The organism is Flavobacterium sp. N502540 (assembly GCF_025947365.1).
In the GTDB taxonomy this organism is placed as follows: Bacteria; Bacteroidota; Bacteroidia; order Flavobacteriales; family Flavobacteriaceae; genus Flavobacterium.
Genome location: NZ_CP110012.1, coordinates 5,104,213 through 5,128,706 on the forward strand (window position 1 = coordinate 5,104,213; position 24,494 = coordinate 5,128,706).

13 protein-coding genes are annotated in these 24,494 nt (G+C 38.9%); 9 read left to right on the top strand and 4 right to left on the bottom strand.

Annotated features, from left to right (window positions below; translation table 11 throughout):
* Window positions 1-69 precede the first annotated feature (69 nt).
* A complete protein-coding gene (locus OLM58_RS21130; RefSeq protein WP_264530526.1) occupies window positions 70-216 on the top strand; it encodes a hypothetical protein in 147 nt (48 codons plus the stop codon).
* Window positions 217-271: 55 nt separating this feature from the next.
* A complete protein-coding gene (locus OLM58_RS21135) occupies window positions 272-2,443 on the top strand; it encodes a prolyl oligopeptidase family serine peptidase (RefSeq protein WP_264530527.1) in 2,172 nt (723 codons plus the stop codon).
* A gap of 428 nt (window positions 2,444-2,871) precedes the next feature.
* On the opposite strand, the gene OLM58_RS21140 is transcribed toward OLM58_RS21135, so the two are convergent.
* The 4 genes from OLM58_RS21140 to OLM58_RS21155 are packed head-to-tail and all read right to left on the bottom strand — an operon-like array spanning window position 2,872 to window position 6,961.
* On the bottom strand, window positions 2,872-3,669 hold the full coding sequence (locus OLM58_RS21140; protein WP_264530528.1) for a TerC family protein: 798 nt from the start codon (window positions 3,667-3,669) through the stop codon (window positions 2,872-2,874).
* A 38-nt stretch (window positions 3,670-3,707) separates the two neighbouring features.
* Complete coding sequence (locus tag OLM58_RS21145) at window positions 3,708-4,952, bottom strand: cation:dicarboxylate symporter family transporter (protein WP_264530529.1); 1,245 nt, start codon at window positions 4,950-4,952, stop codon at window positions 3,708-3,710.
* Between the two features lie 42 nt (window positions 4,953-4,994).
* Window positions 4,995-6,287 carry a CitMHS family transporter gene (locus tag OLM58_RS21150; protein WP_264530530.1) on the bottom strand — a complete coding sequence of 431 codons (1,293 nt, stop codon included), beginning with the start codon at window positions 6,285-6,287 and terminating at the stop codon, window positions 4,995-4,997.
* Window positions 6,288-6,304: 17 nt separating this feature from the next.
* Window positions 6,305-6,961, bottom strand: coding sequence for a DUF2490 domain-containing protein (locus OLM58_RS21155; protein ID WP_264530531.1), 657 nt, complete (start codon window positions 6,959-6,961; stop codon window positions 6,305-6,307).
* Between the two features lie 220 nt (window positions 6,962-7,181).
* Between OLM58_RS21155 and OLM58_RS21160 the strand changes: the two genes are divergently transcribed.
* The 7 genes from OLM58_RS21160 to OLM58_RS21190 all read left to right on the top strand — a co-directional run bounded on the left by OLM58_RS21160 (window position 7,182) and on the right by OLM58_RS21190 (window position 24,491).
* Entirely contained in the window at window positions 7,182-8,282 is a 1,101-nt protein-coding gene (locus tag OLM58_RS21160; protein ID WP_264530532.1) for a sensor histidine kinase, read from the top strand.
* Complete coding sequence (locus OLM58_RS21165) at window positions 8,279-8,965, top strand: LytR/AlgR family response regulator transcription factor (RefSeq protein WP_264530533.1); 687 nt, start codon at window positions 8,279-8,281, stop codon at window positions 8,963-8,965. Before OLM58_RS21160 ends, OLM58_RS21165 begins: the two co-directional genes overlap by 4 nt.
* A gap of 851 nt (window positions 8,966-9,816) precedes the next feature.
* Window positions 9,817-16,779, top strand: coding sequence for a type I polyketide synthase (locus tag OLM58_RS21170; RefSeq protein WP_264530534.1), 6,963 nt, complete (start codon window positions 9,817-9,819; stop codon window positions 16,777-16,779).
* Window positions 16,780-16,800: 21 nt separating this feature from the next.
* Window positions 16,801-21,033, top strand: a complete 4,233-nt coding sequence (locus OLM58_RS21175) for a beta-ketoacyl synthase N-terminal-like domain-containing protein (protein ID WP_264530535.1) — start codon at window positions 16,801-16,803, stop codon at window positions 21,031-21,033.
* Complete coding sequence (locus OLM58_RS21180; RefSeq protein WP_264530536.1) at window positions 21,021-21,320, top strand: acyl carrier protein; 300 nt, start codon at window positions 21,021-21,023, stop codon at window positions 21,318-21,320. The genes OLM58_RS21175 and OLM58_RS21180 overlap by 13 nt, the downstream gene beginning before the upstream one ends.
* Window positions 21,311-22,093 carry an alpha/beta fold hydrolase gene (locus OLM58_RS21185; RefSeq protein WP_264530537.1) on the top strand — a complete coding sequence of 261 codons (783 nt, stop codon included), beginning with the start codon at window positions 21,311-21,313 and terminating at the stop codon, window positions 22,091-22,093. The genes OLM58_RS21180 and OLM58_RS21185 overlap by 10 nt, the downstream gene beginning before the upstream one ends.
* Window positions 22,086-24,491: a glycosyltransferase gene (locus OLM58_RS21190; protein ID WP_264530538.1), complete on the top strand. Its 2,406-nt coding sequence runs from the start codon at window positions 22,086-22,088 to the stop codon at window positions 24,489-24,491. Before OLM58_RS21185 ends, OLM58_RS21190 begins: the two co-directional genes overlap by 8 nt.
* The last annotated feature ends 3 nt before the right edge of the window (window positions 24,492-24,494 follow it).

Consider the following 24,494-nt stretch of genomic DNA (forward strand, 5'->3'; position numbering starts at 1 on the left):
TAAAAATATATTACTCTATCCTCTTACTATACATTTGCGAACACTAAGAACAATTTAATGCTTTAAACAATGAAAAAGAATCAAAAAATTGAAGAAAAAAGACTTTCTTTAGAAAAATTCAAAATCGCAGAAATTAAAAACAAAAATGTTATATTCGGAGGAAAAGCTCCAGATGATGGAGATCCACCAGCAACTTCGCCAACTGTAAGAGGCTAATAAGAGATAATTTTCTTAGTTTGCCTTTTAAAAACTAAAGATAATGTTACATTAAATGAAAAAGACAATATTAATCCAGGTAATCTTTATATTTAGTTTCTCGATTTCTGCCCTATCACAAGATTTAAATAATAATCATAACGGTAATACGCAATCGAATACTAAAAACATGGATGAGTATCAATATTTAGAAGATTTACAAAATGATTCTGTACAAAACTGGTTCAAAAATCATAACAATCACGCTAGGTATACATTGGATAATATTTCAGGCAGAAATGAATTTGTTGAAAAACTCATTGAATTTGAAAAAAGAAAAACTTTTAATGTAACATTACTAACTATTACAGAAAATAATTTTTCTTACTACTTAAAAAAAGCTGAAAGGGATCATTCCGACAAGCTTTACTTAAAAAAACCGGGCGAAGAGGAAATCTTACTTTTTGATGCGGCTACTTATAAAAAGGAGACTGGAAATACTTATACCATTTCTTACTTAAAACCATCTTGGGATGAAAGTAAAGTTGCACTTAGTTTTACTAAAAACGGAGAAGAAATCGCAGAAATTGCTTTTTTAGATGTAAAAAGCAAAACTTTACTCCCTATAATTATTTCTAATTGTTGGCCTTCGGAATTAGGCGGAATTAACTGGTTACCCGATAATAGCGGAATTATCTATGTTAACATCCCGGTAATTAACACAAAGAACCCTGATTATCTTTTAGATACAGAATCTGTTATTTATAAAATAGGAGATAATCCATCTAAACATGTTGCCATTTTCTCAAAAATAAACAACCCTGATTTAAAAATTTCGAGAGCTGATTTTCCGATAGTCAAAAAAATAAATTTAAAGGATAAGTATATCTTAGGCGCATTAACCGGAGCAGCTACCTACTTGGATTATTTCTATGCTGACATTAATGATTTAAAAAACCAGAAAATAAACTGGAAAATACTCTATAAAAAAAGTGATGGTTTATTAGATCCCATAATAATCAATGACGATTTATATTGTTTTTCTTCAAATCAGGCTTCAAATTTTAAAATTATCAGAACTAAAATATCTAATCTTAATTTTAAAAACCCTGAAGTACTTGTACCGGAAAATTTAAAAGAAACTTTAGATGACTTTGTGGTAAACAGCGATGGTCTTTTTTATACCACTAAAAAAAATGGCGTTGAAGCTAAATTGTTTTTTTTAAAAGATAAAAAAACAAAACAGATCACTTTGCCTGTAAAAGCAGGTGATATATCGCTTTCTTCAAATAATAAGTATAACAATGATTTTTCCTTGACTACAAGTGGCTGGTTAAGTCCTAAAAGAAGGTTTTCTTATAAGATTGAAACAAATGAGTTTATTGAAGACCACACAAATCCCATTGTTTTATACCCAGAATTTAACGATTTTAACGTTGAAGAGATTGAAATTACTTCACATGACGGTACTTTAGTTCCTGTTAGTATCATCTATAATAAAAAGTTAAAACATGATAAAAAAAACTATATCATGATGGATGGATACGGCTCTTATGGTATTTCTAAAAGCCCAAGATTTCAGCCCACTATTTTAACTTGGGTGATGAATGGTGGTACATATGTAATACCGCACGTAAGAGGTGGAGGAGAAAAAGGAGCTCAATGGCATGAAAGCGGATTTAAGAAAAATAAATCAAATACATGGAAAGACTTTATTGCAACCGCTGAGTATTTAATCAAAGAGAATATAACTACAAAAGATAAAATAGCTTCACTAAGTGGCAGTGCTGGTGCAATACTTGTAGGCAGAGCAATGACTGAACGCCCTGACCTATTTAAAGTAATGATTTGTTATGATGGCTATCTTAATCCTTTAAGAATTGACAAAGCTCCAAATGGCCCTAATAACATGAAAGAATTGGGAGACCCGTCTATTGAGGAAGAGCTTGGCCTTCTGGCTCAAATAGATTCTTTTAATCATTTACAAAAAGGTGTAAATTATCCTGCCTGTCTTATTTCTGTGGGTATGAATGATGCCAGAGTTGCCCCTTGGATGTCTGCAAAATTTGTAGCAAAACTTCAAGCTACAACATCTTCTAAAAATGAACTGCTTTTTGTAGTTAATTATGACGCCGGTCACGGAATAAATAGTTCAAATTTACAGCTGTACAATGATTATGCAGACGAGTTTGCTTTTGCATTCTGGCAAATGGGACATCCAAAATTTAAACTTTTACAAAAAAAATAAGCAAGATTTGATTGCTTATTCTTTTGAATGTATATTTTCTTCTTAAAACAAAAACTTAAGTCATTGTTATACAAGTTACTAAGTTCTTTTTTTTGATGACAATCAGAACATAACACTTGATTGAACCAAGGACATTCTTCAATTAAAAAGCATTATTTTTTCTGCAAATTATAGGATTCATTTTAAACAAATTACTACCATAAGGTTATCCCTTTGCGGTAGTAATTATACATTTTTTATCTCTATCTTTTGAAATTTCAGGACAAGGTGTACTACTCCCTTCTAACAGATCTTTAAAAACTCTACTTGTTTGGTGTAAAGTTTAGTAGACTTCACCTCCATCTTGTCAGGTTGAAGCGGAGTATGATGTAATAATGCTTCATGACACTTACTTTCCTCATTAATAAACCTAAACTTAATAATGAAATTTACCTAACTACAGATTTGGTCTTCTTCGGAAAATCAAAAAAGCTACTGGTAAGTATTGGCACAAAAAATATGGCAACGGTAAGGGCCGAGATCCCAATATCTGCAGCATGGCTTCCTAAGAATTTACTGAATGCTGTTTCTGGATAAAAATGTTCATATAAAGACAACGCCAGCTTGATCCCTAAAATGGCAATAACTACAAAAGCAGCGGTTTCCAAAAACTTATATTTTTCTAAAAGATTCACAAACCTCTGTGCTATAAAACGCATTGCCAGTATACCTATAAATACTCCAATACATACCAATATGATATTTGGCGTAAAGGCAACCGCTGCAAATACATTATCTATTGAAAAGGCCATATCCATAAGCTCTACAAGGCAAACTGTAGCCCAAAAATGCCCCATCGTATTCACCGTGAGGCGATACAACCAATTCCCCTCCTTATTTACTTTTTCTTCTTCACTGCCTTCTTTTTGCTTGTCTTTGTACCATGAATATACGAGATAGAGCAAATAAAGTCCGCCAATAGGTTTAAGCCACCAAATAGCAATAAGCGCCGAAGCAAATACCATTGCAATACCTCTAAAAATATAGGCGCCCCAAATACCGTATTTAAGTGCACGTTCACGCTGGTTTTCCGGTAAATCCATTACCATCGTAGCCAGTACGGCTGCATTATCTACAGAGAGTAGACTCTCAATCAGAATAAGGTTTCCAATAATTGCCAGTGATGTACCCGGATGCGCAATAATATCTTGCCAAAGGCTATTAAAAGTAGTAATCAAATCAGTCATATTGTATTATTTTAAAGTATGGTGCCTCAATGGCTTATTTATTTTGTTATGGAAAGGTCTATTTCAGGATTTGGTTCAAACTCATTTTCATATTTCGAAATGAGTATAACGGCTACCCCATTGCCTATAAAATTAGTTATAGTACGGGCTTCGTTCATAAACTTATCAATACTGAAAAGCAACGCCAAGCCTTCTAAAGGAAATTTATTAAGTGTTGTAAAAGTTATGGTTAGCGCTACAAAACCAGATCCTGGTATTCCCGATGCTACTTTTGATGTCACCATGATAACCAACCCTATAGTGATGATATCGCGAAACGTAAGCGGAATGTTAAACAACTGAGCAACAAACAACGTACATATAGGTAAAAATACAGATGCCCCTGCAAGGTTAAAAGAATAACCCAGTGGTATTGAAAGACCTACAACAGCTTTACTACACCCTGCCTGTTCCAGCTTTGCCACAATCAAAGGAAACACTGTTCTGGATGATGATGTACTAAAAACAATAAGCAGTTCTTCTTTAATATAGTTCAGAAACTTCCAAAGGCTGATGTTGTAATAACGCAGCAAAAGCCCCAATACTATAAATACAAAAGATGCCATTGTAATGTAAGTAGTCGCCAGCAGTTTTCCCAAAGGCAAAAGACTATGTATACCAAATCGCGATACTGCATAAGCCATTCCACCAAAAGCCGCAACTGGAATAAGCAAAAACAGGTACAGGAGTATGCGATACAAAAAGGTCATAATTTTTTGCAAGATCCCTACATACTTTGCTCTGCCCGGCGAAAGGCTAAGCAAAACACCTGTTATAACGGCCAACAGCAGCAATACCAGGGGACGGTTAAGCACTATAAAATTAAACCAGCCGTTATCAAGTGATTCGGTAGCTGTAAAATGTTTGGGCAGAGTTACGTCTATGAGTCTTTTTTCGATCTTGCCGGGCTCTATAAACAACGCTGCCATTATCCCCATGATCATGGCAATAGTCGTTATGATTTCAAAATAAACGAACGCCTTAAGCCCCACACGACCCACTTTTTTAAGATTACCAATACTGCTTACACCTATAATGATCGTTAAAAATATTATGGGCTGTATAAGCGGTTCAATAAGATATAAAAATCCACTGCCTAAAAAATCCAATTGAATACCCTTTTCAGGATAATAGTGACCTACAGCAATTCCCAACAGCAATGCTATAGTAACATAAGCTGCTAGATTTTTCAAATACTTTTGTGGTATTCCGTTGCTTTCCGGATATTGTGGTGTGGTATTCATCTTTTTAAACCTTACTCATTAAGTTGCTCTACAAAGGTAGTTTTAAAAAGTTATTAACCCGATAAGCAATGCTGCAATGAGCATGGCAAGTGATGAACCCAAAGCCCATTTTATAGTAAATTTTACGTGATCAGAAAACTCAACTCCCGCTAATCCTACTAAAAGATAAGTAGAAGGTACCAACGGGCTTAACAAATGAACTCCCTGACCTATAAGTGATGCCACTCCTATTTCTAATTTTGTAGCCCCCAAATGTAATCCTGTTTCGGTAATCAGTGGGAGTATCCCAAAATAGTAAGCATCGTTACTCAAAAAGAAGGTCAACGGCGCACTGCTTACTGCTGTTAGCACCGGAAAAGCGTTCCCCCAGGTATCAGGTACCACTGATATCATAGAAGCTGCCATAGCATCCATCATTCCCGTACCGGAAAGTATGCCGGTAAAAATACCTGCTGCAAATATCATCGATGCTACAGAAAGAGCATTGCCTGCATGTAATTTTAGTACTTTTTGCTGTTCATCGACTTTCGGATAATTGATGATCAGTGCAATACAAAATCCAATCATAAAAGAAACGGCCAGCGGCAATACATCAAACATCATTGAAGCCAACAGCAGTATGGTAAGCAGCAGATTAAACCATATCAGACCAGGTCTTTTGAGCTCGCGCTGCGTTACAACTTCTTCCTCATTTATAAGATGCTTGTTCGTTTCGCCTTCACGGGCAATCCTCTTTTTTTCGCGGAGACCAAGCCAGAATGCTGCAAATATTACCCATAGTACACCACCTGCCATCACCGGTATCATAGGCATAAACAGTTCTGATGCATCCATTTTAAGGGTGGTCATGGCACGTGCTGTAGGCCCGCCCCAAGGCAGTATGTTCATTACCCCGCCACCAAGCATTATAATACACGAGAGTACAAGCGGGTTCATCCCCAGTTTTTTATATAAGGGCAACATTGCTGCTACAACGATCATATAGGTAGTCGCACCATCACCATCAAGCGAAACCAGCACCGTTAAAAAAGCGGTACCTAAAGCTATTTTAACCGGGTCGCCTTTTACAAACTTTAATATCAGGTTTACCAACGGATCAAATAATCCTGCATCAATCATTATACTAAAAAACAGTATACCAAAAATAAGCATGATGCCGGTGGGAGCAATATTTTTTACACCTTCCATGATTATAGAACCGAGATCGGCTGTAAAACCTCCAAAAATAGCAAAAAGTATAGGGATAAGTATGAGCGCTGTTAACGGAAACAAGCGTTTGGTCATGATCAGGTACATAAATACAATGATCATTGAGAATCCTAAAATTGTAAGCATGACGGTATATTTTAAGTTTAATTATTTTCTGTTTTAGACGACCAGTCAAATGAGTTTCTATAGCCCGCCAACACATAATTACTGGTATCGTCCGGACTTACCTGATTGACAAATGAAAGTTCTATGGCTGATTGTTTACCCACATTAATCCCTAATCCGGCAGTAATCCTGTTACTGTCAAATTGTTCCTTCTTTACTACATTCATCCTGATTTCATTTTTCAGAATACCATATAATAAATTCTTCCCTTCTTCTTTACCCAATGGAATTTTTAACGATAGTAGATATCTCAATCTCACCACAAAATCATCCGGATTGGTTAAGAAACGTTCTTCGACACGATACCGATGCAATAAGGTAGTACGGCCAATTTTATTTTTGATCGTTAACTGCTGAAACGGCCTGTTTTCATAACGCAGCTTTTTATCGGTATCGCTGGTATAGGGCTGAAGTACCAAAAACATATAACCCACAGCCGGATAAAGATCATGATCTAACTTTCTTTCCAGATAGGTCGAAACTAAAAAAAGACGTGAATCCATTACTAAATCGTACGCCCGATATTGAGAAAGGGCTGTAAAGCTGTACTTTTCGCTTAATTTTGCGGACATTGTATATTGCAGCCACATGTTAAAATTATCTTGTTGCGCTACTGCTTTCGTAGAAAAAATCATTAAAAAAAACAGGATTGATATATATTTTCTATACATTTTGATAAATCGTTAATTTATTTGTCTGAGGTAAAAGTATACGATTGATTTTTTCAAAAAAGTAATTTTCAACGAACGACTCATTTAATAAACAAACAACGCAAAGTGCCTGTTTTAAAATAATGATATTTGTATTTTTAATGATATAATTTTAAAGGGTGAATAATTTTTAACACAAAAAAGTATGGTTTTACTAATAAACATCATTATCCTCCTTGCGGCTTTCAGATTACTGTTTGAACAAAAGATTATAGGCAGTCTCATGAAGAAACAATGGACAAACCTTATCCGGTTTCAACACATCCTGTTTTTTGTGATATACACCTCTTTTCTGGTAATTTCGACACTTTATTTTACCGAAATGCCTTTTGCGTTGTACAAAATACTCTTCACTATGGCTGTCAATACGGTATTATATTTTGTTTGTTATTCCTATTTAGTTCCCGCCTATTACCAAACCAATAAATATCCCGAATACCTATTATATGCACTGATATTATTTATATCTACAACGTTGCTAAGACTGCTTGTTGAACCTGAATTTTCTCAGGAGAGCGATGCAGTACAAGACCACACATTGTTTTTGATCAGTGTGTACAGTTCGCAGAGTATCGTGATTTTAGTTGCTTCTTTTTTAGGAATATCAAGGCATAAATTCTTAATCGAATATGACTATCTCGACCTTGAGGTAAAAAAAAATGAGACCGACCTCAACCTCATGAAGTCAAAAATAAACCCTCACTTTTTACTCAATACCCTTAATAACATTTACGCAGGCAGTTACAGTCAGCATGGTAATACTACCGAAGCAATACTACAATTGAGCCAGCTGCTGCAATATGTCATATACGAAACCGATAAAAAAACTATTGCGATACACAAAGAGTTCGAAATGATGAAGGCACTCGCAGGTTTGTACCAGCTTAAGTACAATAATACCCTGAACATCCTATTTGAACTAAATGATAGTGAAGTACAGGAACAGGTAGAGATTCCCCCTTCTATCTATTTTACACTTTTTGAAAATGCACTTAAACATTCCGGTATTGGAGCGGATAGAGAAGCTCATATTAAGGTGAACTTTGATAAGGTTGATGATACCTTCGTATTCAGGATAGAAAATTCTGTAGCGGACAAGATTCACTTTAATAACCATAACGGATATAACGGAATGGGGCTCGTTGCACTAAAAAAAATCCTTACCATGAAATATGCAGAAAATTATCAATTGTTTGACGAATTATTAAATAAGACGTACTTTTCTACTCTCAAAATTAAATTATGAAACAATTGCAGGCTGTGGGCGTAGATGACGAATACCTTGCGCTGGAGCTAATAAGAAACTACTGTGGCAATTCTGATGGTGTTAACCTGCTCGCTACCTTTAGCAATCCACAGGAAGCCATCACTTTTTTACAGCAAAATGAAGTTGACTTACTTATCCTTGACATTAATATGCCGGGCATCAACGGCATACAGTTGCTGCAAAATACACCCAACAAGCCACTCTGCATTTTCATAACCGCTGAAGAACAACATGCAGCCAAAGCATTTGAACTTGATGTGGTAGATTATCTTATAAAACCTATAAGTTTTGAACGTTTTGAAAAAGCCATCACAAAAGCCAAAGAATACCACCATTTTATAAAGTCTAAAGATATTGCCGAAGACTATATTATGTTTAAGTCGGACTATATTGTAAACAAAGTCAAGCTGGATGATATTTTTTGGATAGAAGGTTTTGGCGAATACCTTAAAATCGTATCCCGCTACAAAAACCACATGGTATTAGAACGCATGGCAAAGTTTGAAGAAATGCACCGTCACCTGGGTTTTATCAGAATACATAAGTCGTATTTGGTTTTAAAAAGCCACGTAAAATCATTCAACTCACGCATGGTACAGCTCAGAGATGGTAGAGAATTGCCAATAGGCCGCACTTATAAGGACAATCTTAAAGAAATTTAATTACTCCTTCAGAATATTATAATTTTCCTATAATTATTACAACATAACATTCGAATTCTGCTCTCACCACAAAATGCTTTTAAGAAATGAAAGACTGCTTTTACAATCTTTTCAAAAAAACTTGAAAAAAAAAAAAAAAAAAAATGTAAAACCTGAAAATTCAAGGATTTACAGGTTCTTTTGCTGTTTTCTCCATTTTTTTAAATGGAACAAAATCTGAGTGACAGAATCATAGTAAATGCACATTTTATAAAACAGAAAACCCGTAAAATAAACCTCTAAAACTAAGGTTTAAAACTTTTTACAGGGCGATTAATCTCTTTATTTTTCATCAAAAGAGAAAAACTCTTTTACTTCACTGTATTTCAATTCAATAGCAACAACAACAATTTTCTTCGTTACTTAAATAGAGATCACCTAGCCCATCTGATCAGATTTTTCATGCAAATAACCGTAATTTTTCATGCAAAATACCGTAGATTTTTATAAATACTTAAAGGTAAATTTAAGTTTTAATTAGCTCTAATTGAAACACTCAACAATATTTTAGAAGTAAAATTCCCCCTGTACTTATCCAAAAATGAAACAAATACATTAGATAATGGTACGAATGAATTTTTAAAAAACTATAAAAACAATAAAAAAAGAAGTATTTTTTTACAAACAAGATAAAAAAAATCATGTATTTAAAGTTTTTGTAAAAAAATCATTATAAAATAAATTTCAATACTCATTATTTAGAAGAAATTTATTACTTTTATTCTACTATACCACAATAACTATTTATAGCACCAGAAAGGTCATTTTTAAAGTTATACCATTTCCAAATCTCATTTCAATCTTATCAACCTATGAAAAATTCTACTATTATAGGATTAACGCCTTTTGAAAAGCCTGACGTCAACCTAATGTCTCAATTATTTCAGGCCGGAGCATTCCCCGTATTAAGTCTAGGACATGATATCGAAATCGCTCAGGAAGCATTACATCAACTTGATGGGAACAGTATACCTTCCTACGGTATATATCTTACCAGTGACAGGCTAACATCTCTTCAACTGCCCGAGCAGGTAAGCCTTGCGATCCTTCCATTTGGGATCTCAGTAGAAATTTATCCCAACGTATCACGAATTTATCAGGTAACTAACCTTGAACAAGCCAGAGAAGCCGAACAACTGGGAGCTGTTGGAATTATTGTAAAAGGAAACGAAGCTGCGGGATTAGTTGGTTATGAATCCACATTTGTTCTCTTTCAGCGTGTCATACAAGAAATCAAGACCATACCTGTATGGGTACAAGGAGGAATAGGTCTTCATACCGCTGCTGCCGCAAAAGCACTTGGCGCAAAAGGTATTGTATTGGACAGTCAATTGGCATTATATCCCGAAAGTTCCGTTCCTCAGGAACTCAAAAATCTCTGTTCGAAATTAAATGGAACAGAAACCAAGATCATCGCCCAGCATCGCGTATTGGTTAGACCTAATTCGCCTGTTTTATCTGAAAATGTTTCTATAAAAGAGTTGGGGCAATACTTTAATGACCTCGACCCTGAAAAAAGTTACATTCCGATGGGGCAAGACATTGCTTTAGCAACAGATTTGTATGAAAATTTCAAAACGCTGAAAAAATTGATTTTTGGATTTAAAGAAGCTCTATATGGTCATCTGAAACAAGCAAAAGCATCTCAAATTATTGATCAAAACAATCCATTAGCCAAACAACTTGGTCTGCGTTACCCGATCGCACAAGGTCCAATGACCCGTGTGAGTGATGTTCCGGCATTTGCCAATGCGGTAGCCGAAACAGGAGCTTTGCCTTTTATAGCTCTTTCCTTACTCAAAGGGGAACAAGCAAAGGCATTAGTCACAGAAACTAAACAATTGGCCGGCGATAAAACCTGGGGTGTAGGGATATTAGGCTTTGCACCACAAGAATTGCGGGAAGAGCAAACCGCCTATATCCTTGAAGCCAAACCTCCCGTAGTATTGATCGCTGGAGGTAGGCCTGCACAAGCTAAAGTATTTGAAAAAGCCGGTATAACCACATTTCTACATGTCCCTTCGCCTGCGCTATTGGATATTTTCCTAAAAGAAGACGCCAAAAATTTCATTTTTGAAGGCCGGGAATGTGGCGGACATGTTGGCCCGCTCTCCAGTACAGTGCTTTGGGAAAAACAAATCGAACGTATCTTAAAAGAAGATCAGCCGGAAAACATAAGTGTATTTTTTGCCGGTGGAATTCATGATGCTTTTTCCACTGCCTTTGTATCTATCATGGCTGCCCCTCTGGCTGCCCGCGGTGTAAAGGTGGGCGTATTGATGGGAACAGCTTATTTATATACAAAGGAAGCTGTGAGTGCAGGTGCAATTCAGCAAGAGTTTCAGCAACAAGCGATGCAGGCCAAAGATACTGTTCTGTTGGAAACCGCACCAGGTCACGAAACCCGTTGTTTGAATACTCCATTCGCCTCACATTTCGACAATGAAAAGAAAAAGTTACTAGCCCTTGGAATGGACAAAAAGCAAATTTGGGAACAGCTTGAAAAACTGAACGTAGGACGTCTCCGAATTGCCGCAAAAGGCATTGATCGTCAAGGTGATGCACTTGTAACTGTACCTAAAAACCAACAACTTGATTTAGGTATGTATATGATTGGGCAGGTAGCCACCATGCACAATCAGGTGATTACACTGGAATCACTTCATCATAACGTTGCTATCGAAAATCAAAAATATATTCAACAGGCAGCACTGCCAGAAAAACCTTCATCAACCGAAAAAGCCCTCGATATAGCTATCATAGGTATGGAATGCGTGTTCCCAGGCGCCAAAAATTTAGCAGAATACTGGCGGAACATCATTCTTGGAAAAGACTGCGTTACTGAAGTACCGGAGGAGCGATGGAATAAAGACATCTACTATCAGCCTGATTCTAATGGTTCTGATATATCACATTCAAAATGGGGCGGTTTTATTCCAAAAATAGATTTTGACCCTCTAGAATTTGGCATTCCGCCACAATCACTTGCAGCGATAGAGCCAACGCAGCTTTTAACTTTACTCGTTGCCAAACGTGCAATGGAAGATGCGGGTTATGGTGAAAAACAAATCAACAGAGAAAATATATCGGTTATCATTGGTGCTGAAGGTGGAAACGACCTTGCCAACAGTTACAGTTTCAGAGGTTATTACAAACAGGTTTTTGGAGAGCTTCACGAAGAAGTAGAAAAAGCATTCCCGCACACCACCGAGGATTCGTTTCCGGGTATATTAGCCAATGTTATCGCCGGCAGAATCACCAACCGTCTGGATCTGGGGGGAAGAAATTTTACGGTAGATGCTGCCTGTGCTTCATCAATAGCTGCTATTGATCTGGCATGTCAGGAACTGATACTAGGTAAATCGGACATGGTACTTACCGGAGGTGCAGACTTGCATAATGGGATCAACGATTATCTGATGTTTTCCAGTACACACGCCCTCTCTCGCAAAGGACGCTGCGCAACATTTGACAGTGCTGCCGACGGTATTGCGCTGGGCGAAGGCGTCGCTATTTTAGTCTTAAAACGATATGAAGATGCCCTGCGTGATGGTGACCGTATTTATTCGGTTATTAAAGGTGTCGGAGGATCCAGCGACGGTAAAGCCCTTGGTCTTACTGCACCGCGAAAAATCGGTCAGGTACGCGCACTAGAGCGTGCCTATGATCAGGCTGGTATCAGTGCCGCTACAGTTGGTTTAGTTGAAGCTCATGGTACCGGAACAGTGGTAGGAGATAAAACGGAGCTTACGGCACTCACCAATCTATTTCTAAAATCTGGAGCTTTACCGTCTCAGACCCATCTTGGATCTGTAAAAACTCAAATTGGGCATACCAAATGTGCTGCCGGTCTGGCCGGACTTATCAAAGCCACGATGGCCGTATACCACGGAGTAAAACCTCCTACCCTTCATCTCCAACAACCCAATGCCTACTTCAATGCCCATACAAGTCCTTTTGCTTTTCATGCAAAAACAGGATTATGGTCCGAAAAAGAACGTTATGCAGGTATTAGTGCCTTTGGGTTTGGTGGTACCAATTTTCATATGGTAATCGAAAATCATCCACAAAAAGAAGAAGCCGCCATTCTACAATCCTGGTCCTCCGAATTATTCGTCTTCCGGGGAGATAATTATGATGCAGCCAAAATTCAATTGGAACAGGTAAAAACTTTATTGCAAATCAATGATAGTTTATCTTTAAAAGACATTGCCTACAGCTTAGCCGTGGGTTCAGAAAAACCGATTCAATTGAGCATTGTTGCAGATACAGCCGAAGATCTGGTAATGAAAATCGAATTGCTGTTAACGGGCATTGAAAGTAAAGATATTTTTATGGTCAACAAACGAGCGGGTAAAACTGCCTTTTTGTTTCCCGGACAAGGCAGCCAAAACATTCATATGGCACGAGATCTGTTCGTGCTGTTTCCTGCCCTGCGAAAAATCATATCACAATATCCTGATTTAGAAAAAGTGGTCTTCCCCGCAGCCACATTTGATACGGCAACGTTAAAAAAACAAAAAGAAACCATTAAGGACACACGTCTCGCACAACCTCTGTTAGGTATTGTAGATCTAGCCTTAGCTCAATTATTACAGTCATTCGGTATTATACCTGATATGGTAGCAGGACATAGTTATGGAGAGTTACCGGCTTTATGTTTTGCTGGTGTATTTAACGAACAACAGTTGGTTGAACTCAGCAGCAAACGTGCGCAATCTATTCTAGATGCCATTACAGATGGTGATCCCGGAGCTATGGTAGCCGTAAACATTGATGCAGATCGTTTGAAGACAATTCTTAACCAACATCAGGACTGCTATCCGGTCAATTACAATTCACCTACTCAATGCGTTGTTGCCGGAAGTACTGCAGCCATTGATAAATTCATGGAGGCACTTAAAAACGAGCGCATCTCAGCCAAAAAACTAGAGGTTGCCTGTGCCTTTCACAGTCCTTTGGTGAGCAAATCCAAAGATTTGTATGCCGATGTTCTGAAAGAAATTCCTTTTCAGGAAATGCAGATTCCGGTTTGGTCCAACACTACAGCAGCCTTATACCCAAGTGCGGTATCTGATATTAAAACACAATTGACCGATCACTTGGTTCAACCCGTGCATTTTGTTGACGAAATCCAGGCCATGTATGCCGATGGAGCAAGAATATTTATTGAAGTAGGTCCCGGAAAAATATTAACCGGACTAACAAAGGCCTGTCTCAATCAAGAGGAACTGATACTACATGTTGAGGATAACAATCACAACAGTCTCACCCATCTCCTTTGTATGTTGGCACAGTACCTTGGAACTGGCCGCACCTTTAATCTAAATAAACTTTTTGAAGACAGACACGCAAATTTAATCCAAATCAATCAACCGGATCTTTATCAAAAAAGTCCAACGATTTGGCGTGTAAATGGACAAGCCGCTCATCCAACCACAGGTACATTACCTGCTCATGGTGCATTACCTATCGTAACTCCTATTCAAATGACAAACTCCAAGATCATCCAGACACCAGACACACAGCCTGCCGCAGAACAGGTACTACAGGAATATTTAAACAGTATGAAAATGCTGATCCAGGCGCAGCGAGATGTCATGCTTTCCTTCTTAGGACAACAACAGCTAAATCCTATCCCCGTTTATGCTGCTCCGGTAGAAAATAAGACGGCTCATCAATTGGCAGCAACCGTAATTCCGAACGATAAACCGATAGCTAAAGTAACACTGCAAGTGCCTTCAAGAGATATCAAATCTTTGTTGTTAACAGTGGTATGCGAAAAAACGGGCTATCCGAAAGAAATGTTAGGAATGGAAATGGATCTGGAAGCTGACCTCAGTATCGATTCTATCAAAAGAGTTGAAATCATCGGCGCGCTTCGCAACGAGCTTGGTATACTTAGCAGTGATCATGAAAATGACGACTCAGTTATGGAGCAGCTGGCAGCCTTAAAAACTTTAAATGGTCTCGCCGCCTGGCTTACGGAATACACCGATACCTTCAATTCAGTTGCAACAAAAGTTGAATTATCACCTGCATCACCTGTAGCAGCAGATAAAACCACTGTAACACTTGCAGAACTGCAAACTGCCATTTTAGATATTGTTAGTGAAAAGACCGGCTATCCGAAAGAAATGTTAGGACTGGATCTGGATCTCGAAGCCGATTTAAGTATAGATTCCATTAAACGAATGGAAATTATCAGCGATCTGAAAAACAAAATCGGATTTGGTGATGACAAGGAGCAGGCTGATGATCTTATGGAAAAATTAGCCGCCATAAAAACGCTAAATGGTTTAGCTGCCTGGATAAGTGAAATGAGCACAACTGACCCCGTACAAAGTTTATTGACACGCCTGCGGTTTGATTTAGTACCAACCCTTATTTCCGAAGCACAAAACACCGAAATCCTTAAAGGAAAACGATTTGCAATAGTTCCGGACAATGGAACACAAACATTGGCCATTAAAACGATATTGGAACAATACGGTGCAATCACTGAATTGGTTCATGCAGAACAAGATCTGCCCCTCTTTGATGGACTGATTATTACCGATATATACTCAGCCATTGTGAAGCATAGTATTATCGACCACGTTGGTCTCATTAAAAAGATGAATCTTGAGAAAGCGCAATGGATTTATTTGATCTCAGATATCCCGGCACATGTTGAAGAATTAAAAGATACCCGTGCATTACGTCATTATCAAGGTTATCCCGGTTTATTCAAAAGTTTAGCCCGTGAGTTTGAACAAACCAGCTTCAGACTGATCAGTCTCAATACTCCACAGGAAGTAGACCAAATAGCCGAAATTACTTTACACGAGATCCTGACAACAGACCAATCAGTTGAAGTGATTTACAGAAACAATCAACGCTATAAAGTCGAAATAATACCTTCACCCATGTTAACAGCTCTTGATCAGGCACATATCGAATTGGATCAAAAATCGGTTGTTTTAGTCCTTGGCGGAGGACAGGGGATTACTGCGGAACTGGTCAAACACATGTCCGCCACTTATCCGTGTACCTATGTTCTTGTGGGCAGATCAACAGACCCGAGAGAAGTTATTACCGATTCAAAAGCAGTAGAGCTGATGGAATCGAAAGAAGAAATCAGAAGCTATCTGATTAAAACCGGTAATTTCAATGCTCCGTCTCAAATTGAAAAAGAGACCTTACGAATTTTCAAAAACAATCAAATTCTGCGTACCATTCGGCACATGGAAGAATTGGGAAATAAAGTAGTCTATCAATCCTTAGATGTTTGCGATGAAGAGGGCTTGACTCAGCTGATCCATGATATTTATAAGCAATATGGACAATTGGACGGTGTCATTCATGGCGCAGGTCTTTTGGAAGACAAACTTTTCAAACAGAAAACCACCAGTTCTTTTGAACGTGTCTTTGATACAAAAGTAAAACCCTTACGTGTGCTAGCGGAACAATTGCGCTCAGATTGCCAATTTGTAGTTTTATTTTCAAGCATTGCTTCCGTGTATGGCAACAAAGGACAAACGGATTATGCCGCAGCCAATAGTGTATTGGATGATTATGCCAAGGCCTTAAACAAAAGGCTGAAAGGAAAAGTAATCTCGATCAACTGGGGGCCATGGAAAGGCGCGGGAATGGTTTCCTCTACATTGGAAAGTGAGTACGAACGCCGCGGAATTTCGTTGATCCCATTAGAAGAAGGGAAAGAACTGTTTCTGAACGAAATCAAATATGGAACAGAAAGTCAGGTATTAATCATGTCCGGTAAAAATTGGTAATAACCGTCGTATTCCTCTATTATGAAAAAAACAGATATTGCTATTGTAGGTTTATCCTGCCTGTTTCCTGGTGCAAAAAATGCAGAGGAATTCTGGCAGAATATCATCAATAAAGTCGACTCCACGCAAGTTGTTCCGGCAGATCGAATCGATCCTGTTCACTTTAACGACAGCAAAGAAGCTACGGACCGCTTTTATTGTAATCGTGGCGGGTTTATTCCTGATTATGAATTCGATCCTACAGCATTTGGTATTTTACCTCTTGCCGTTGAAGGTACTGAACCCGACCATCTATTAACACTCGAACTCGTTCAAAAAGCATTAGAAGACGCAGGTGTATTCCGAAAAAAAGTTTCATTGGAACGAACCGGAATTGTCATCGGAAAAGGGAATTATACAGGTCCCGGAGCTACACGCGCCATTGAAATTGTACGTACTGGCGAACAGATATTCTCACTTTTACAAGAACTATTGCCGGAGGTATCTTCTTCAGATATTGAAAAAATAAAACAGGCCTTTCAGGAACGTAAAGGGCGATTTTCAGCAGATACCGCCATGGGGTTAATCCCCAACCTTGTGGCCTCATTAGTCTCCAACCGATTCAATCTTGGAGGCGTTGCTTTCACCGTTGATGCGGCCTGTGCAAGTGCTCTTGTAGCCGTAGACCATGCCGTACAAGAGTTGCAGCGTGGCCGAAGCGATATGATGATTGCCGGAGGAGTTCATACCGGTCAAAATGCTGCATTTTGGAGCATATTCAGCCAATTGGGAGCATTATCACATCAACAGCAAATCAAGCCCTTTAGCGAAGATGCAGACGGATTGCTCATTGGAGAAGGCTGTGGTTTCGTTGTCCTAAAACGCTTGGAAGACGCGATACGCGATCAGGATAAAATTTATGCCGTTATTAAAGGAGTTGGTATCAGCAGTGATGGCAATGGAACAAGCGTGATGAGCCCTTCTGTAAAAGGCCAGTTAAAAGCATTGGAACAAGCGTGGACACAGGCCAATTTAAATAAAGAACAAATTGGCTATCTGGAAGCTCATGGCACGGGAACTCCCTTAGGGGATAAAACAGAACTGCAAACTCTGGCTCAATTTTTTGGCAAAGAAGAAACCGCTGCACGTGCCGGTATAGGATCAGTCAAATCCAATATAGGACACGCCATGCCTGCTGCCGGAATAGCGGGTTTAATCAAGACTTGTCTGGCCCTTCATCACGACATATTGCCGCCTACCTTATATTGTGAAAACCCAACTGCCTCTATACAAGACACCAGATTTACACCGATTCAGGAAGCTAAGAACTGGTCACAAGCCGGTTTACCCAAAATCGCAGCAGTAAATGCATTTGGATTTGGAGGGATCAACGCCCACGTAGTTCTGGAGGGTTATGATATTCCCAAAAAAGACGAAGTATTGTTGCTTGCAAGGGAAACCCATGAAGCGCTACTTTCGGCACTTCAGGATAACGATACCTCTGTAGGAAATGGAGATTATCGTATTGCACTTTTTGATCCAACACCCGAACGCATTCAAAAAGCAATCAAAATTGTATCCAAAAATAATGCCTGGCGCAATAAACAAGATATTTGGTACACCTCTACTCCCCTTTTACAAAATGGCGGTAAACTAGCTTTTGTATTCCCGGGATTAGACGGTTTAGAAAAAGGCGAAGTTGAAACTGTCAGTCGATATTTTGGATTGACAGCACCTATAGAAACAGCTGGTGAAGGACTGCTGAACGACGCATTAGGTATTTTTAACAATTGTGGTATACTGGACAGTTCCTTAAAAAAATTGGGAATCTATCCGGATATGAATGCCGGACATAGTTTAGGAGAATGGTTAGCGGGATATGCTTCAGATTTGGCCGAAGCCAGTTCTGTCAAGGATTTGATCGATGTTCTTGATCCGAAAACATTTGAACTAAAAGATTCTAAATTCATTGCTATTGGAGCAGGTCTTGAAGAGGTAAAGCCATTGATTGAACAAATTCCTAACCTCTATGTTTCCAATGATAATTGTCCACATCAGGTCATCCTGTGTGGTACAAATGCGGCACTTCAGGAATTGACTCCTTTATTAAAATCAAAACAGATATTCCACCAGGTTTTACCGTTTCAATCCGGTTTCCATTCTCCATTTGTTGCAGATAAACTGGATGTGATCTTAGCCGGTATGGAAAAAGTTCAATTCCAAAAAACAAAAATTCCGTTGTGGTCAGCCACTACGCTCCTGCCTTATCCGGCAGATCAGAAGTCTATCCGTAAATTAAGCGCCGAACATTTGGTGCAGCCTGTAAGATTCCGGGAACTAACCGAAAAACTTTATGCCGAAGGAGTTCGTTTCTTTATTCAGGTAGGTACGGGAGGATTAATCGGTTTTATTGATGATACGCTAAAAGGAAGCCCTTTCAGTACCCTTGCCTCAAGTGTTGCCAATCGAACAGCACTTGCTCAGCTGCAACGGGTAGTAGCCGCATTATTTGTAGAAGGCAAAGTCCTGGCGCTCGATTTTTTAGACATCCAAAATCACAGAAAAATAGTCCCTAAAAAAGGCATAAAATTGCAATTAGGATCACCTATTATTCGTGATTTTGAAGCCATCCAAAACTTACGAAAATCGATCCATACAGTACAACCTAAAAAGGTTTTAACGGAAGCAAAAGTAAGTCATCCATTGGTCCGTGCCTTTCAGGAAAATATCGCCGATATGATCCGAATGCAGGAAGAAGTATTGGACGTCTTTCAAAATCAGGGAGAAGCCGCTGTTTTAACACCTGTTTTAACGAAAAAACAACTGATCGACAGTCCTTTTGCAAAAACACTGCACGTCAATTTAGATACGCATCCTTATCTGATTGATCACAGCCTTTTACGACAACCCAAAGGCTGGTTGGATGTGGCAGATATGGAACCCGTGATTCCAATGACCATGATCTTTGAATTACTGGCAGAAGCAGCACAAGCAGAGCAGCCGGAAACCAAAATTCACAAGATTATGAACGTCAGTGTATTTCAATGGATGAACGTTGCCAAGCCTTTTGAAAAAACAATAAAAGGCGTCTGGCGCTCCAACCATCACGCCTATCTGGACATAGAGAATTTTGCCAATGCAGAGGTATTTTTAACAGCATCACATCCGCCACAACCTGCTTTTGATCTGTCTGTGGGCGAACGATTGCCTATTGAGCGAACTCCTTTGGAAATCTATGAGAAACATATGTTTCATGGAGAAAAATATCAGGGTATTACGGTTGTATCAGCTGTTGGAAAGAAAGGTATTACAGGGCAAATAAAAGGTAATGGCGGTAAAGGTTCCTTATTGGATAATGCCGGACAATTATTTGGATTGTGGCTGCAACTTACCTTAACCAAAGACCGCATTGCTTTTCCGGTCAAAATCAAACAAATTGAATTCTTCGAAGATATGCACGATCAGGACGGTGTGTTTGAGTGTACCTGTATACTGACTGAATTAAACGATGAATTTGCTATCGCCGACATTGTACTGCAAAGAGACGGAAAAGTTTGGTGTGCGATAAAAGGATGGCAAAACCGAAGATTAGAAATTGACGAACCTTTATGGAATGTTTCCATGTCTCCACTCCATAACCGTCTGTCAGAAGAAATTGCCCCACAAGTCTTTTTCTTTCATCAGGCCTACTCACGCGTAAGTTCCTGGGACTTTATACTGAAACGTTATTTCAATCAAAGAGAAAAACAATACTATCAGGAGCTCCTGCCCAACCGCAGAAAAAACTGGATGGTGAGCCGTGTAGCAGTAAAAGATGCCGTACGACAGGTGCTGAGTGAAAAGAAAAATCAGCCCAGTTATCCTATCACCTTTGAGATTTATTCTGATAAAGCAGGCAAACCTCATCTTAAAGGTAATGCTACAGAACAGATTCAGATCTCACTGGCACATAAAGGAAAAGATGCTGTAGCCATTGCGCGGCACGATAAACCGGTTGGTATTGACATGGAAATCATTGCTGAACGCAGTCCTGAATTTTATCAGTTGGTATTCACCGATACAGAATCAGCCTTATTAGAAGAACGAGATCAGGCCGAATGGACCACCCGATTTTGGGTAGCAAAAGAAGCTTATGGAAAATTATTGGGAACGGGGCTGAAAGGTAACCCAAAAAGACACGAAGTAACCTGCATACAAGGCGATCATCTGTGGATCGATCAAATAGAAATTAAAACAATCAAACACCTAAATTATATTATCGGATGGACACTTTAGACACAACATTAAAAAGAAATCATGAGGAGTTATTCAACCTTTTAAAAGGTTTTATTACAGAAATTATTGGTGAAGAATTTGTAGAAGAAATGGATATCACTCCGGAAAGTTCATTCACCAAAGATCTGGAAATGGACAGTATAGAGATTGTATCTTTTTCAGAAAAAATCAAAGGACACTTTGGCGATCAGATCGATTTCACGGGCTGGCTGTCTGCTATGGATTTGGATGAACTGATCAATCTTGATCTGAATAAGATCATTAATTATATCTACGAATGCCAATAATCACTATTAATAATAAAAAAGTTCACGTACAGGAACTCAATAAAGGTGCTGAAGATACCGTGGTACTAATCCACGGTATGTTTAGTAATCTTTCTATTTATTATTTTAACATTGCTCCCATTTTGGCACAGCACTTTCATGTGGTGATGTATGATCTAAAAAGTCATGGCCGAAGTGAGCGTACCTTAGAAGGATATGATTTAGAAAATATGTCCTCCGATTTAATCGCAATGATGGATTGCCTCCAAATCAAAAAAGCGCAACTTGTTGGTTATAGCTTTGGCGGACTTATTGCTCTCCAAACGGCTTTGAGAGCCCCTGAACGTGTAGATCAATTGGTTATCATCGAAGCACCCGATCCGCAAGATGAAAAGGCACGAGGTATAATCGAAGCTTACAGTAAGGAATTTCTCGAACATTACATCGCCAATTTTACAGATACCACAAAAGTGAAAATGGGAAAAAGACAATTCGAAAAAAACCATCGGTTATACGAGTTTTTATTTCACCAGACCAGTATCAAAGCAGATATGGTTAAAGAAAAAGATTTTCTGTATCAGGTCCTTATTTCCGAATTACGCATACCCACTCTGTTACTCTATGGATCAGCTTCCGACTGTAAACCGACAGGAGAATGGTTAGAGTCTCAAATTGGTACAGCCGAGCTGAAACTCATCGATGGCGATCACAATATTCCCATTCAGGCTCCCATTCAGATAGCAGAAACTATTGTTCAATTTTTAACTAACCCTTTATTACAGAACTATGGCTAAATTTGTATTTGTTGTTCCACCGCTAACAGGTCATGTCAATCCAACATTGAGTATTGGTGCCGAGCTTTTAGAAAGAGGACATAAAGTAGCATGGATCAGTCTTGACCAAAACTTAGAGTCTAAACTTCCTGCAGGCGGACAATTATTGCTTATCCAATACGATCAGACTGACGAAGAAAAAAGAGAGAGCGAACACTATCTGGATATCATTTCAAAAAAGGTCGTTTACGGTATTGACAGTATCAAGTTTTTATACGAAGAAGTGTTGATTCCTTTAAACAGACATTGTTATAATGGAATTGTTAAGCTGTTGGAAATTTATCAGCCGGATTTAGTCATTGGTGATCATCAATTATTTGCAGCGGCAATTGCGGCAAAAAAAGTGAATCGTCCTTATGCGACCTCCGTAACTGCCCCGGCAGCAATCAAAATTATTAGTGAGTTACCAAAAGTACACGAATGGGAAGTCAATCAGATCATAGCTTTACAAGAAGAGCTTGGTGTCAAAGAAAACCAATCACTGGCTTGCTCTGATCTTCTTACTTTAGTGTTAACCTCTCCCTATTTCTTTGGAGAAATGGATCTCAACTCAAACTATCAATTTACAGGTCCGGTAATAACAGAACGCCGTTTGTCGTGCGCTTTCGATTGGGAGCGTTTAAAAAGTAGTCCAGGGAAAAAAGTCTTAGTCAGCATCGGCACCACGTTCGACCACGAGCATAAGAAAGTATTTTTCCAAAAGGTAATCGATGCCTTTCAGGACGAAGATCTAACGGTTGTAGTGGTTTCAGATCCAGATTTATTTGATCAGTGGCCTGAAAATTTTATGGTCTATGTGCAAATCCCACAATTGGATTTGTTACCTCATTTAGATGCTGTCGTGTGCCATGGCGGACACAACACCGTTTCTGAAGCCCTTTCACAGGGTCTGCCACTCGTTGTTATTCCAATTGCATACGATCAGTCACATGTTGCAGGGCGTGTCGTACGTACCGGAGCGGGTGAACGTCTCAATTTTAACCGATTTAAAGCAAATCATCTAAAAAATAGTGTTCATGATATCCTGAATAATCCTCAATATCGGGAAGCCGCCGTCAAAGTACGCCAATCTTTTATAGATGCAGGCGGAACGAAGACCGCAGCAGATCTACTGGAACATGCTATAATTTCTGCGCAGCGATCTACTGAATCTCCGGCCAAATTTCTCGTTGTTGTTCCGCCATTTTTCGGACATATCAGTCCAACATTAAGTTTGGGTGCCAGTTTATTGGCCCGGGGTCATGAAGTCAAATGGTTCGGTATTACACCATTGGCGAAGGAACATATTCCGACAGGAGGAACTTATATCTATCCCGAGGAAGATCTCCTACCTTATCAGGAGGAACTTCAGCGAATATTAAAACGACAAGACGATGGCCCATCTTGTTCGGGACCGGAAGTCATGAAACTGGCACTGGAAGAAACCTATGTTCCATTTGCCAAAATGATGATGCCAGGCTTAGAAACACTACTCGGTCACTGGCAGCCTGATGTAATCATTAATGACTGTATCACTTTTGGCGGCGCTTTGTTCGCACACAAACATCGTATCCCTTCTGTGACAACAACCCCAGTACCACCGGATGTTATGGGGGACACCGAGAAAAGTGCTCCTAAAATATTTGAATGGCAGCAAAATCTTATCAAAGAGCTGCAAAAAGAAGTCGGTATTTCTGATGAGGGGATATTCATACATTCGCATCAATTAAACCTGGTGTTCACCTCGCAATCATTTGCCGGTTTTGAAACCGTTCCTTCACACATGAAATTTGTAGGTCCGGTAAAAGGCCGTCCCAACAATAGTCCTTTTGACTGGGAACGATTAGCAGCCAGCACAACGCCAAAAATATTTGTGTCATTGGGTACTTTATTAGTGGATATCCGGAAAGATTTTTTTAGCAAACTCATCGAAGCATTTGCCGATCAGCCCGTTACTATAATTGCCGCGACACCGCCCGATATATTTGACAAATGGCCTTCTAATTTTATCGTAAATGGTTTTGTTCCACAATCTACATTGATGCCGCATATGGATATGGTGATCTGTCATGGTGGTTTCAATACCGTAAACGACACCTTTACCAATGGTCTCCCGATGTTGATTACACCAATCGCTTACGATCATTTTCATACCGCAAAGTTGATTGAACAGGCGGGCTGTGGTATCAGCATTCGATACAAACGACTTCGCATAGAAGATCTTAGAAAAACAGTCTTTGAGCTTTTAGAAAACCCTAAATACAGAAATGCCGCCAAAGAAGTGCAAACCGCTTTTCTAACCGCAGGCGGCAATGACAAAGCAGTTGCATTATTAGAAGATTTTGTAAAACAAGAACGTTTGGTATTAGCTTCAGTATAAAAT

Excerpts from the sequence above, each read along its gene's own strand:
- OLM58_RS21190 (WP_264530538.1), top strand. The coding sequence starts at position 22,086 with ATGGCTAAATTTGTATTTGTTGTTCCACCGCTAACAGGTCATGTCAAT.
- OLM58_RS21175 (WP_264530535.1), top strand. The coding sequence starts at position 16,801 with ATGAAAAAAACAGATATTGCTATTGTAGGTTTATCCTGCCTGTTTCCT.
- OLM58_RS21180 (WP_264530536.1), top strand. The coding sequence starts at position 21,021 with ATGGACACTTTAGACACAACATTAAAAAGAAATCATGAGGAGTTATTC.
- OLM58_RS21160 (WP_264530532.1), top strand. The coding sequence starts at position 7,182 with ATGGTTTTACTAATAAACATCATTATCCTCCTTGCGGCTTTCAGATTA.
- OLM58_RS21165 (WP_264530533.1), top strand. The coding sequence starts at position 8,279 with ATGAAACAATTGCAGGCTGTGGGCGTAGATGACGAATACCTTGCGCTG.
- OLM58_RS21170 (WP_264530534.1), top strand. The coding sequence starts at position 9,817 with ATGAAAAATTCTACTATTATAGGATTAACGCCTTTTGAAAAGCCTGAC.
- OLM58_RS21150 (WP_264530530.1), bottom strand. The coding sequence starts at position 6,287 with ATGCTTACAATTTTAGGATTCTCAATGATCATTGTATTTATGTACCTG.
- OLM58_RS21135 (WP_264530527.1), top strand. The coding sequence starts at position 272 with ATGAAAAAGACAATATTAATCCAGGTAATCTTTATATTTAGTTTCTCG.
- OLM58_RS21145 (WP_264530529.1), bottom strand. The coding sequence starts at position 4,952 with ATGAATACCACACCACAATATCCGGAAAGCAACGGAATACCACAAAAG.
- OLM58_RS21130 (WP_264530526.1), top strand. The coding sequence starts at position 70 with ATGAAAAAGAATCAAAAAATTGAAGAAAAAAGACTTTCTTTAGAAAAA.
- OLM58_RS21140 (WP_264530528.1), bottom strand. The coding sequence starts at position 3,669 with ATGACTGATTTGATTACTACTTTTAATAGCCTTTGGCAAGATATTATT.
- OLM58_RS21155 (WP_264530531.1), bottom strand. The coding sequence starts at position 6,961 with ATGATTTTTTCTACGAAAGCAGTAGCGCAACAAGATAATTTTAACATG.
- OLM58_RS21185 (WP_264530537.1), top strand. The coding sequence starts at position 21,311 with ATGCCAATAATCACTATTAATAATAAAAAAGTTCACGTACAGGAACTC.